Annotated in this window: 11 protein-coding genes; 5 read left to right on the top strand and 6 right to left on the bottom strand. The window is 66.7% G+C overall.

From position 1 onward, the window contains the following. Positions 1-27: 27 nt before the first annotated feature. On the bottom strand, positions 28-672 hold the full coding sequence (locus tag RSO01_RS43215) for a response regulator (RefSeq protein WP_147156801.1): 645 nt from the start codon (positions 670-672) through the stop codon (positions 28-30). 211 nt (positions 673-883) lie between these two features. Here RSO01_RS43215 and RSO01_RS43210 point away from each other — a divergent pair, with 211 nt between their 5' ends. Both RSO01_RS43210 and ppa read left to right on the top strand, forming a co-directional pair. After that, the gene (locus RSO01_RS43210) at positions 884-2,509 is read left to right on the top strand and encodes an MFS transporter (protein WP_147156800.1); all 1,626 of its coding nucleotides are present in this window, start codon (positions 884-886) and stop codon (positions 2,507-2,509) included. Between the two features lie 117 nt (positions 2,510-2,626). Beyond that, positions 2,627-3,157: an inorganic diphosphatase gene (ppa, locus tag RSO01_RS43205; RefSeq protein WP_147156799.1), complete on the top strand. Its 531-nt coding sequence runs from the start codon at positions 2,627-2,629 to the stop codon at positions 3,155-3,157. Here ppa and RSO01_RS43200 read toward each other — a convergent pair. Beyond that, entirely contained in the window at positions 3,120-3,953 is an 834-nt protein-coding gene (locus RSO01_RS43200) for a helix-turn-helix domain-containing protein (RefSeq protein WP_147156798.1), read from the bottom strand. The two genes, ppa and RSO01_RS43200, sit on opposite strands and share 38 nt — an antisense overlap. 66 nt (positions 3,954-4,019) lie before the next feature. On the opposite strand from RSO01_RS43200, the gene RSO01_RS43195 reads away from it, so the two are divergent. Together RSO01_RS43195 and RSO01_RS43190 are read left to right on the top strand one after the other, a co-directional pair. Further along, a complete protein-coding gene (locus RSO01_RS43195) occupies positions 4,020-4,994 on the top strand; it encodes a 2-hydroxyacid dehydrogenase (protein WP_147156797.1) in 975 nt (324 codons plus the stop codon). A gap of 65 nt (positions 4,995-5,059) precedes the next feature. Continuing rightward, entirely contained in the window at positions 5,060-6,277 is a 1,218-nt protein-coding gene (locus tag RSO01_RS43190) for an MFS transporter (protein WP_147156803.1), read from the top strand. 7 nt (positions 6,278-6,284) lie between these two features. On the opposite strand, the gene RSO01_RS43185 is transcribed toward RSO01_RS43190, so the two are convergent. Then, on the bottom strand, positions 6,285-6,923 hold the full coding sequence (locus RSO01_RS43185) for a TetR/AcrR family transcriptional regulator (RefSeq protein WP_170303800.1): 639 nt from the start codon (positions 6,921-6,923) through the stop codon (positions 6,285-6,287). Positions 6,924-7,061: 138 nt separating this feature from the next. Here RSO01_RS43185 and RSO01_RS43180 point away from each other — a divergent pair, with 138 nt between their 5' ends. Next, a complete protein-coding gene (locus RSO01_RS43180) occupies positions 7,062-7,988 on the top strand; it encodes a hypothetical protein (protein ID WP_174825994.1) in 927 nt (308 codons plus the stop codon). On the opposite strand, the gene RSO01_RS43175 is transcribed toward RSO01_RS43180, so the two are convergent. From RSO01_RS43175 to RSO01_RS43165, 3 genes are read right to left on the bottom strand one after another with little or no spacing between them, the layout of a single operon-like run. Then, entirely contained in the window at positions 7,973-8,899 is a 927-nt protein-coding gene (locus tag RSO01_RS43175) for an aminotransferase class IV (RefSeq protein ID WP_147156795.1), read from the bottom strand. The genes RSO01_RS43180 and RSO01_RS43175 overlap by 16 nt on opposite strands. Positions 8,900-8,954: 55 nt before the next feature. Further along, positions 8,955-10,520, bottom strand: coding sequence for a DHA2 family efflux MFS transporter permease subunit (locus RSO01_RS43170; RefSeq protein WP_281291630.1), 1,566 nt, complete (start codon positions 10,518-10,520; stop codon positions 8,955-8,957). Next, entirely contained in the window at positions 10,517-11,671 is a 1,155-nt protein-coding gene (locus RSO01_RS43165) for an HlyD family secretion protein (RefSeq protein ID WP_147156794.1), read from the bottom strand. Before RSO01_RS43165 ends, RSO01_RS43170 begins: the two co-directional genes overlap by 4 nt. Positions 11,672-12,204 lie beyond the last annotated feature (533 nt).

Genomic DNA, 12,204 nt, shown 5'->3' with positions numbered 1-12,204 from the left:
CGCGGTCCGGAAGAAGAAGACCCCTTTTTAAGGCCTGACCGGCTCCGCTGGCGGGATGGTGAGGCCCCGCGCCTCGATCACGGCCTGGGTCCGCGAGCGCACGCCGAGCTTGCGCAGGATCACGGTGACGTGGGCTTTCACCGTGGCCTCGCCGACGCCGAGCTTGTAGGCGATCTGCTTGTTCTGGTCACCCTGCACCATCAGCGCCAGCACGCGCCATTGCTGCGGCGTGAGCTGGGCGGCGCGCTGGGAGAAGGAATCGACCGGTGTATCCTCGGCGGGTGCGAAGATCTCGCCGTCCAGCACCGCGCGCACCGTATTGGCGATCTCCTCCAGTGAGGCCGACTTGTCGATATAGGCCGAGGCGCCGAACTCGTAGGCGCGCCGGATCACCGCCGCCTCGCGCGCCGCTGAGACGACGATGATCGGCACCGTCGGATGGTCGGAGCGCAGCAGCGCGAGCCCGGTCAGGCCGTCCATGCCCGGCATGTCGAGATCGAGCAGCAGGGCATCGGTCTCGGGCTCGCGCTCCAGGGCTGCCTGGACCTGCGCCAGGCTGCCGGCCATCGCGACCGCCGCACCGGCAAATGCCTGGCCCAGCGCCGAGGCCAGCGCATCGCGCACCATCGGATGGTCGTCGGCGATCAGGAAGGTGAGTTTTTCCCCGGACATTCTTCGTTGTTTCGGTTGCCTGCTGACAGTGACGACCGGTGGCTTCTCCGGTCAAGAGCCCCTGATGCTGCGTCGCGGCAGGACTTTGTCGCGCTGCACAAACCCATCCACCTTGGACGTTGGTCGAATTGCGTGCCTTGCGTCCGACACTTTACACCGACTGCAAGATGGGACGCTTGTAGGTGCCCGTCATTATTGGGGAGCAAACAAAATGGCCATGGCAGCAACGGCCGGCAGCGGTCCAGTCGTCACGCGGGAGGAGGAGCGTCGCGTCATCTTCGCGTCGTCCCTCGGCACCGTCTTCGAATGGTACGATTTCTATCTCTACGCCACTCTGGCGCCGTTCTTCGCGGCGTTGTTCTTCCCGCCGGGCAACGAGACGGCGGCGCTGTTGTCGGCCTTCGCCGCCTACGCGGCGGGCTTCCTGGTGCGCCCGTTCGGCGCCCTGGTGTTCGGTCGCCTGGGTGACCTGGTCGGCCGCAAGTACACCTTCCTCGTCACCATCCTGTTCATGGGCGCCTCGACCTTCGCGGTCGGCCTGCTGCCGACCTTCTCGGCGGTCGGCTGGCTGGCGCCGGTGCTGATGGTGACCCTGCGCCTCATCCAAGGCCTGGCGCTGGGCGGCGAGTATGGCGGTGCTGCGACCTACGTCGCCGAGCACGCGCCGAACGGCCGCCGCGGCTACGCCACGAGCTGGATTCAGACCACGGCGACGCTGGGCTTCTTCATGTCGCTCGCCGTGATCGGCGCCTGCCGCTACTACATGGACCCCAAGGTCTTCGCCGAGTGGGGTTGGCGCATCCCGTTCCTGGTGTCGCTGATCCTGCTGGCCTTCTCGGTCTATATCCGGCTCAAGCTGAACGAGTCGCCGCTGTTCCAGCAGATGAAGGCCGAGGGCAAGGGCTCCAAGTCGCCCCTGACCGACAGCTTCTTCCGCTATCCCAACAACCGCTTCGTGCTGCTGGCGCTGCTCGGCGCAACGGCGGGTCAGGGCGTGGTCTGGTACACCGGCCAGTTCTACGCGCTGTTCTTCCTGCTGATCACGCTCAAGCTCGACTATGTGGCGGCCTACTCGCTGGTCGGCGTCTCGCTTCTGATCGGCACGCCGTTGTTCGTCTTCTTCGGCTGGCTGAGCGACCGCATCGGGCGGCTGAAGATCATCATGGCCGGCTGCCTGATCGCGGCCGTGACCTACTTCCCGCTGTTCGGGGCGCTCACGAACGCCGTGAACCCCGACCTCGCGGCGTTCCAGGCCAAGACCAAGATCACGGTCACGGCCGATCCGGCGCAGTGTAACTTCCACATCTTCGTCGGTCCGTGGTCGAAGTTCACGGAATGCGACCGCGCCAAGGATGCGTTGACCAAGGCCGGCCTCTCCTTCACCTCGGTGAGTGGCGCGCCCGGCTCGCCGGTCGTGATCGGCATCAACGACAAGAAGCTCGAAGGCTTCGATCCGAAGGACGGCCTGGGCAAGCTCAACGCCGCCCTGAAGGATGCGGGCTTCGTCTCCGGCGCCGACCTCAAGAAGGTCAACTGGTTCATGGCCGAGCTGATCCTGGTGATCTTCCTCGTCTATGTGACCATGGTGTACGGACCGATCGCCGCCTTCCTGGTCGAGCTGTTCCCGACCAACATCCGCTACACATCGATGTCGCTGCCCTATCACATCGGCAACGGCTGGTTCGGCGGCATGCTGCCTTTGCTGGCGACCGCGCTGGTCGCCTGGTCGGGCGATATCTACTACGGCCTGTGGTACCCGATCGGCATTGCCGTGATGACGCTGATCATCGGGACACTCTTCCTGCGAGAAACCAAGGACGTGGATCTCCAAGGATAAGTCCACGCACGATCCAAGAACGAACCGGCGGCCGCGAGGCCGCCGGTTTCATTTTGGCGCATTGTCATCCCGAGCGAAGCGAGGGACCTTTGCGGCACCAGCCTTTCAGGACCCATCATGAACCTCGACGCCATCGCCATCGGCCACAATCCGCCCGACGACGTGAACACCGTCATCGAAGTCCCGATCGGCGGTGAGCCCGTGAAATACGAGATGGACAAGGCCGCAGGCACGCTGGTGGTCGACCGCTTCCTCTACACGCCCATGCGCTACCCTGGGAATTACGGCTTCGTGCCGCACACGCTGTCGGACGACGGCGACCCGATCGACGTGCTGGTCGCCAACACGCGCCCCATCATCCCCGGCGCGGTGATGAACGTGCGGCCGATCGGCGTGCTGCGCATGGAGGACGACGGCGGCGGCGACGAGAAGATCATCGCCGTGCCCTCCTCACGCATCACCCAGCGCTACGTCAACGTGAAGACACATACCGACCTTCCCGAGATCACGCGCCACCAGATCGAGCACTTCTTCGTCCACTACAAGGATCTCGAGCCCGGCAAATGGGTGAAGCTCTTGGGCTGGGGCGACGTCGCGGAGGCCCATCACCTCATCGCCGAGGCGATCGAGCGCGCCCGCCGGAAGTGACGACGCCGGCCCAGCGACGGAAGACGTCGCGGGTCTCGTCGTCCATGGGAAAGAAGCTCTCGACGCGCAGTTCCTGCAGGGTGACGTCGCGCGGCGTGCCGAGGGTGGCGATGGTCGTGAACAGCCTGAGCGCCGTCGGCCCCTTCTGGAACAGCATCGGCAGCACGGGGCCGTCGCCGGCCGACGGCGCTGCCTGCGCCATCGCGGCCCGCACGCCGGGATATCGTGTGAGCCGCTGGGCCAGGGCCGCCGTCTGCTTGGTGCCATCGACCGCCGCATCGGCTTCGACGCTGCGCACGAAGTAGCGCACGACCTCCGTCCAGTTCGTCAAGTGCGGCTTCAGCACGTCGGGGCCGACCAGGGCATCGGCGAGGTTGATCGCGCTGCCGGGCGCGATCGGACCGACCAGGAACTCGACCATCGCCACGGCGCCCTTGTTGGCCTGCAACAGGTTCCATCGGCGATCGACGACGACGGCAGGGAAGGGCTCCTGCTGGCTCAGCATGTAGTCCAGCGCGCCGCGGATCGGCGCCAGCGCCTCGGCGTCGAGATCGGCCTCGCTCCAGGCCGGCGCGTAACCCGCAGCCAGCAACAGCTCGTTGGCCTGGCGCAGCGGCATGTCGAGCGCCGACGACAGGCGCAGGACCATGTCGCGGCTTGGCTTGGTGCGGCCGAGCTCGAGGAAGCTCAGATGACGTTGCGAGCAGTCGGCCGCCGTCGCGAGCCGGAACTGCGAAAGGCCGCGTCGCTTGCGCCACCAGGCAAGTCGGGCGGGGAAGGCGGACGAGGCTGTCATGACTACCTGGGATGTAGTTGATCGGTAGAGCCGGGGCCGGGATAGTGCCGCACGAAGGATGTTTTAATGAAGATCGCCTTTGCCGGATTCTTTGCCGTCCGCCTCGCCGAGATGGTGCGCAGCTACCTGCCCATCCCCTGCGAGGCCGTCGAGGGTGACGAGACGGCGATCCTGTCGGACCTGGCCGATACCGACGTGCTAGTGTCGATGGGTTTTACGTCGCCGATGGCCGAGGCTTCGCCTCGCCTGCGTTTGGTGCAGGTGCCTGGTGCGGGTCTTGATCGCATCGACCGCAGCCTCCTTCGGCCAGGCCTGCGGCTCGCCAACGCCTATGGCCACGAGGCCGGCATCGCCGAATACATCATGGGCACGATGCTGTCGCTGACGCGCTCGTTCGGCAGCCTCGATGCCAGCTTGCGCAAGGGACGCTGGGACAGCCAATGGGCGGTCGGCACGCCGATGCCGCCGCCGTCTCCCGAACTTGCCGGCAAGACACTGGGCATCCTGGGTTTCGGCCATATCGGCGAAGCGCTCGCCCGCCGCGCCGCGGCCTTCGACATGAAGGTCTGCGCCGTTCGCCGGCAGGCGCAGAAGGACGTGCCGGCGGGCGTGTCGTTCATCGGCGGTCCCGATCGCCTCGACGAGGTGCTGCGCTCCGCCGATTACCTCGCGATCACGCTCTCGCTCTATCCCGAGACGCGCAACTTGCTGGACGATCGCCGATTGGCGCTGATGAAGCCCTCGGCCTACCTGGTCAATGTCGCGCGGGCCGAGATCGTCGACGAGGGTGCACTCTATCGTGCACTGAGCGGCGGCAAGCTCGCCGGCGCTGCCCTCGATGTCTGGTACCGCTATCCCACAGCGCCTGGACCGACCATGCCCGCCAACCAGGCCTTCCATGAGCTCGCCAACGTGATCCTGACGCCGCACGTCTCCGGCTGGACCGAGGGCATGCTCGAGGCGCGGGCCAAACTCATAGCGGCCAACATCGAGCGTGCGGCGCGCGGCGAGCGGCCGCTGAACGAGATCGAGCCGCGGTGAGAAGCTGGCAGCAGCGCCTGCCGTTCTATTACGGCTGGTTGATCATCGGCATCGCCTTCGTGACGATGGCGATCGCCGTCACCGCGCGCACGTCCTTCTCGCTGCTGCTGCCGCCGTTGATCACCGAATTCGGCTGGGATCGCGGGCTCGCTGCCGGCGCCTTCTCCTTCGGCTTCCTCGTCTCGGCGGTGCTGGGGCCGATCGTCGGCCGCGTCATGGACCGCAAGGGCCCGCGCATCGTGATCGAATGCGGCGTGGCCATGGTGACGATGGGACTCCTGCTGGCAACCGTCATCGCCAATCCCTGGCAGTTCTACGCCACGCTCGGCGTCATGGTGGGCGCGGGCGCCAACCTCATGACCTTCACTGCCCATTCGCAGTTCCTGCCGCACTGGTTCGTGCGTCGCCGCGCGCTCGCCATCAGCGTCGCCTTCTCCGGCGTCGGCGTCGGCGCCATCGTGCTGCTGCCCTGGCTGCAGTCGATCATCGAGCGCGAGGGCTGGCGGGAAGCCTGCTGGGTCATGGGCCTGCTCGTGCTGTTCGTGCTGGGGCCGCTCAATCTCCTCGTCTGGCGCCGGCCGCAGGATATCGGCCTGTTGCCCGACGGCCAGTCACACGCCGCCGCGGCGGCGCCGCGCGCGCGCTCGAACATCGTCGACAGCGCGTGGGCGTCGGTCGAATGGACGCTGCCGCGTGCACTCAGGACGGCGCGCTTCTGGTGGATCGCGCTCGGTTTCGTCTGCGCCCTGTTCGCCTGGTACGCCGTCCAGGTGCACCAGACCAAGTACCTGATCGAGGTTGGCTTCTCGCCGATCGTGGCCGCCTGGGCGCTGGGCATCGTGAGCGTCGTCGGCATTCCCGGCCAGATCGGGCTCGGCGCTCTCTCCGACCGCATCGGCCGCGAATGGATCTGGACGGCGGGCTGCGTGGGCTTTGCCGTCTGTTACCTCGCCCTGATCGCGCTGGAACACTCGCCGTCGCCGGTGCTGCTGTGGCTGATGGTGATCTCGCAGGGCTCGCTCGGTTATGCGCTCACTTCGGTGATGGGCCCGATCGTCGCCGAGATATTCGAAGGGCCGCACTACGGCTCGATCTTCGGCATGCTCACCGTTGCGCTGATCGGCGGCGGCGCGACCGGACCGTGGGTCACAGGTGTCATCCATGACGTGACCGGCAGCTATCGGCTGGCCTTCGTGATCGCCATCGCCTGCTGCGTCGTGTCGGCGATGGCGATCTGGATTGCCGGACCGCGCAAGGTGCGCCTGGTGCCGGGCCGCGTCTAGCTGCCTCTCAGCTGGATGAACGGACGCGCTTGCCGCGCGTCCCGGCCGGCGCCGATGCCGCACCGAACAGGATGGCTTCGATGATCTGCCGATAGCGCAGGTGCAGGTCGTCGATGGGGATCGGCGGCACCGCTTGGTTCGTGCCGCGCGCGCCGTCGCACAGTGTTTGGGCCAGCGCTTCGAACGTGACGCCGGGCTTCAGGCTGATCTGGCGGCGCGCTTCGAGCTCCTTCAGCAGGTCGACCACCTTGGCCTGGAAGTCGATGGCGACGGCGATGATGATGTCGCGGCTGCGACGGAAGGCCTGGTCATTGACCTCCAGCGCATGCGGTGAGCGGGCGAGCCGGCGGCGGGCGTCGCCATAGCGGACGTTCATGGTCTCGACGATGACATCGACCGCGCCGCCACCGGCTTCCATTGCTGCCCGGCCGGCGGCGATGCCCCTGGCGATCGATTCGTGGTTGTAGAACTCCAGCCAGTAGCGGAACGCCTCCTCCTTGCTGGAGAAGTGATGGTAGAGCGCACGCCGGCTGAAGCCACAGAGCTGGGCGAGCCCGCTCATGGTCATCTGCTCGTAGCCGTGATCCAGGAAAGCCTGCCGCAGACGTGCTGCAAGATTCTCCGGCCGGGAAGGGCTCGAATCCACCCTTCTCATATTGCACAAAACTGAGAAATGTGAGAAGTCCTCTCCTATGGGGATGGGGGGCTTTTAGGCCGCCTCTGACAAAGGCTCTAACTCCGGTTCGAAGCGATGGGAACGTCGAAATCGCGCCAGGCCGTCCACATGGCTCTGACGGCCGACGGCATCACCGGCCATCCCGGCCTGCATTCGGCCATCCGCCAGCAGTGCCGGATCATGCAGCAGACCTACGACGGCAATCCCAGACTGGCGTCGGTGTTCGGCAGCCAGCATCGCTGGTTGATGGGTCAGGTGGCGCTGGCGCTCTACTTCCGCAGCTGTTCCTCGGGCAAGGGCGGCGGCATCAACAGCGCCCAGGTCCTTGATCTCGTCTCGCGCCACGGCGTGGCCAGCCGCAACACGGCGGATGCCTTCCTGAAGGAAATGCTGAAGTACGGTTTTGCCCGCTATGTGCCGACTGCCGCGGACAAGCGCACGCGGCCGATCGAGCCGACGGAGATCAGCGTCGACGCGATCCATGGCTGGATCGGCATGCACCTGGCGACGCTTGACCGACTCGATCACGGCGGGCGGTTGGAGACGTATCTCGGCACGCCCGGCGCGCTGGTCGCGCTGCACCCCGGCGTCGCCGAAGGGCTGCTGTCGTCGGCCAGCGTGCGCAGGCCGGAGCGGACCTTCTCGCTGTTCACCTGGCTGAACAATGGCGGCGTGATCATGGACTGGCTGATCGCCGGCATCGAGGAAACCAACGCCGAGGCTGAGCGCGTTCCGACCTCCATCGCGTCGATCGCCGCCATGGCGCAGCGGCTGAACCTGTCGCGCACGCACCTGTCGCGCAAGCTCAGGGACGCCGAAGCGCTCGGCAGCATCGGCTGGCAGGGCAAGCGCGGCGAATCGGTGATGTGGGTATCGTCGGGATTCCGCCGCGAATACGCGGCGGCCCAGGCGGTGAAGCTTGCCATCATCGACAGCGCGTTCGCGGCTTGCTTCCGGCAGGCGCCCGTCGAGGCGTTGCCGGCGGCGGCGATGCAGAGACCGCCGCGCGGCGCGACCCTCTACGACGCGGCCTGATCGGCGTAGGGCACCGGCGTGCACAAGGCGTCGTCCTCGTGTCGGCGCCAATAGAGCTCCTCGACGCGCCGCGTGAGCGGGCCCGGGCTTCCATCGCCGACAGGACGACCTTCGTAGCGGGTGACCGGCATGATGCCGCCCGCGGTGCTGCTGATGAAGATCTCGCTCGCCTCGGCCACCTCCATGGCGTGGACGGCGCGCACGTCGCAGCGCAATTGCAGGTCGCGGGCGATCTCGATCACGGTGCGGCGCGTGATGCCCTCGAACAGGCCGCGCGCCGGCGTGGCCAGCACGCCGTCCTTGACGACGAAGATGTTGAAGCCCGGCCCTTCGGTGATGGTGCCATCGGCCGCCGGCAGGATCGCCACCGTGGCATCGCGGTCGTAGGCCTCGAAGATGCCCATGGTAAGGTCGAGCCAGTGGAAGTTCTTGATGCGCTGGTCGAGCGATTCCGGCGGGATGCGCTGGGTGCGCGACAGCACCATGCGCAGGCCCTCGCGCCGCTGGGCCTCGTCGGCGATCCACACGAACGGCTGGGCGAAGGCGTAGAGCCGGTTGCGGCATAGCCTGGGATCGCGCGTGCCGGGCGGCGGCAGGCCGCGCGTGCAGGTCACCTGGACGTAGGCGTCGCGCAGGCCCGAGCGGCTGGCGCACTCGATCATGATGTCGGCGAGCTGCTGGGCGGAGTAGGGCAGCGACATCCGAAGGCCCGCCATAGACGCCTGGAAGCGCTCGACATGGTCCATCAGCCGGAAGAAGCGGCCCTTCCAGACATGGGCGACGTCGTAGGTAGCGTCCGACCGCACGAAGCCACGATCGAGGATGGGCACGCTTGCTTCGGCCAGTGGCATCCACCGGCCGTCCATGAAAGCCACGCCCTTGATGCCGGCGGTCTCGCTGTCGGTGTTCATGTCTGGACAATGCCAGCTTGGCGCGCTCGTGTCCTCCGGACCGCGCGAACCAACTCTAGTGCGCCGCCGGTGTTGCCCCGCCGAGCTTCACCTTGCGCAGCACGAGTGCCAGCGACACGGCGGACAGCGCCAGCAGCATCAGCACCCAGAAGGCATCAATGTAGGCCAGGAACGACGCCTGGGCCTGCACCTGCTGGCCGATCCAGCCGATGACCTGCTGCGGCGCTTCGGCCGCCAGGCTGCCGTGGCGGACGAAATAGCCCGTCGTCTGCCGTACCGTCTCCTGGTACATGGTGCTCGAAGGTATCGTGTGCTCGATCAGCCGGCTCTGGTGGAACTGCTCTCGATCCGTCAGCACGTTGGAGATCAGCGCGACACCCAGAGAGCTGCCGATATTGCGCGCGATGTTGATCAGGGCCGAAGCCTGGTCGATCTTGCCGGCGGGAATGCCGTCGTACGAGGCGGCGGTGATCGACAGGAAGATGAGCGGCAGTCCGATGCCCAAAAGCATTCGCGACTGCGCCAGATACCAGAAGCCGACATCGCCGTAGATCGCCGTCAGGCTGTACATGGAGAGCCCGACAAACGATGCGCCGGCGACGATCAGGTACTTGGGCTGGATCCTGGTAAGCAGGCGGCCGGTGATGAACATCATGGCCATGGTGACGAGGCCGCCAGGCGACAGGATGAGGCCGGCCCAGGTCGCGGTGTAGCCGAGATCCTGCTGCACCAGCTCGGGCAGGAACTGCGTGGTCGCGAGCAGGATGGCGCCGGTCACCAGCATGACCAGGAAGCAGGCGCCGAACTGGCGCGTCAGCACCAGCTTGATCTCGATCGCCGGATTGCGGCGAGAGAGTAACCACGGGACCAGGGCGGCAAAGGCCAAGCCGCAGATGGTGGCGACGATGACGATGAAAGTCGAGCCGAACCAGTCGTCCTCCAGGCCGCGGTCGCACATCAGCTCGAGCGCCGCCAGGAACGTGGCGACCAGCATGAAGCCGACAAGGTCGAAGCTGCCGTCCGTCTGTCGCAGTTGCCGGCGCTGCGCGACCTCGGCCTGCGATTCGCGGAGCACCAGCGCGATCGCCACCATCGCCAGGAGGCCGACCGGGCCATTGATCGCAAAGCACCAGTGCCAGGAAACGTTGTCGGAGAGCCAGCCGCCCAGCGTTGGCCCGACCACGGGCGCCACCACCACGGCGACGCCGAACAGCGCGAAGCCCTGGCCGCGCTTCTCGGCCGGGAAAGCGCCGGCCAGGATCGACTGCGACACCGGCACCATGCCGCCGCCGGCCAGGCCCTGCAGGATGCGGAAAAGCAGCAGCGCCTGCAGGTTCCAGGCGAATGCGCACAGCACCGAGCTCACGGTGAACAGTGCGAGGCAAGCGAGGAAGAACGCCTTGCGGCCGATGCGCCGCACCAGGAAGCTCGAGGCGGTCAGCGCGATGGCGTTGGCGACAAGATAGGTCGTCACCACCCACGACGCCTCGTCCTCGCTGACGCCGAGGCCGCCCGCGATATAGGGCAGGGCGACGTTGGCGATGGTGGTGTCGAGCACTTCCATGAAGGCCGCGACCGCCACCAGCACCGCGATCAGCCAGGGGTTGGGGCCACTTTTCACAACCGGCTCCGCAGGCGCTCGAAGAGCGACGGCGAGGCGTCGATGCGCACTGTAGGCTCGACCGACATGCCTGGTCCAAGCGCGACATCGGTCGGCGGATTGTCGATTACGACCTTGACGGGCACGCGCTGCACGATCTTGACGTAGTTGCCGGTGGCGTTCTCGGCCGGCAGCAGCGAGAAAGCGGTGCCCGATCCCGGCTGGACGCTGGCGACGTGCCCCACGACCGTGCGCCCCGGATAGGCATCGATCGCGAGCGTCACCGGCTCGCCGGGCCGCATGTTGTTGAGCTGCGTCTCCTTGAAGTTCGCGACCACCCAGATCTCGTCGGGCACGAACATGCTGAGCGCGGTGCCGGCCTGGGCGTATTGGCCGACCGCGGCGCCGAGCTGGACGACACGTCCGGGCTGGGCCGCCGTCACCATCGTGTAGGAGAGATTGAGCCTGGCTTGGTCGCGCTGGGCCTCGGCCTGCTGCAGTCGGGCGACGGCGGTGGCGCGCTGCGCCGTCAGCGCCTCGAACTGGCGCTGGGCGACCGTCAGGCTTGCCTGCGAGCTGCTTACGGCGGCGCGCTGCTGGTAGAGCTCCGCCTCTGCGAGTTCGCCGGTCTGCTGACTCGACCAGCCTTCCTTGGTCAGCGTGCCGTAGCGCTCGGCCTGCTGCTGCGCATAGACGAGCTTCGACTGGTTCTGCTCGAGCTGTGCCCTGCTGGAGGCGACCTGGGCCTTCTGCACGTCAGTCTGGGCGTCGATGTCCTGGATGCCGGCCTGTGCGGCGGCGACCAGCGCCTCGGCGTTCGCCAGCGCCACGCGATAATCGCGATCGTCGATGCGGGCGATGACGTCGCCGGTTGCGACATGCTGGTTGTCGGTGACGGGGACGGCGGTCAGGTAGCCCGCCACCTTGGGCGCCACGGCGAACTGGCGGGCGGCAATGAAGGCATCGTCCGTCGTCTGGAAATGCCGGGCGTGGTCCCAGTACACGTCGCCGGCGGCGGCTGCCAGGAGGAGGAGGGCGCCCGCGCCGATGGCGCTTGCGAGCCGGCGCAGGAGGCCATGCGGGTGCTCGGCTGCGGTCGTGGCGACCGACGGCCGTTCGTCGCCGGCCTTCCGCCGCAGCCGAAGGCGCTCCAACTGTACGTTCGACAACATGGCACAAGCTCCCCGAGTTCCTGGCTGTTGCTGCCAGGATAAGAGTGGGGCCTGTCCCAACAATTGATGCGCTGGTGTGGCGCCGGCAAACCTTCGTATGGTCCGGCGGCGTTTGAACTAGGCGCGCACCTGGAGCGTGAAGCATCCGACGATCGTCTCGTCGGGTGGGAAGCAACCCTCCTACGCCAAAGCTTCGGAGGGCATCCGCTTCACGCCGCGCTCGCACCGGGACTGAGGCAGGACCTGTCCTGCGTAGCGCGCACCCACCTCCGCTAAAGCTTCGGTGGGTAGGGGGCGAAGCAGGATGGTAGTGGGGCCAGTCCAATACGAACCGGTCTCCACCGAAATTCCCTGCTAACAGGGAATTTTCAGGGAGTTTTGCTCACGGTAACTGCTGCTCGATCGGAGTTAGAGCCCGGAAATGCCCGGCTATCTGTGTCCGATCCCCGCTCGAACTGGACTGAATCAGGGAATTTCAGACCGATGAGCAGGGAAGATTCGGGGCAGGAACAGGGATAGGGCGTGTCCGAGCA

The sequence above is a fragment of the Reyranella soli genome (assembly GCF_007992495.1).
GTDB lineage: Bacteria > Pseudomonadota > Alphaproteobacteria > Reyranellales > Reyranellaceae > Reyranella > Reyranella soli.
This window is presented reverse-complemented; position numbering and strand designations above follow the sequence as displayed.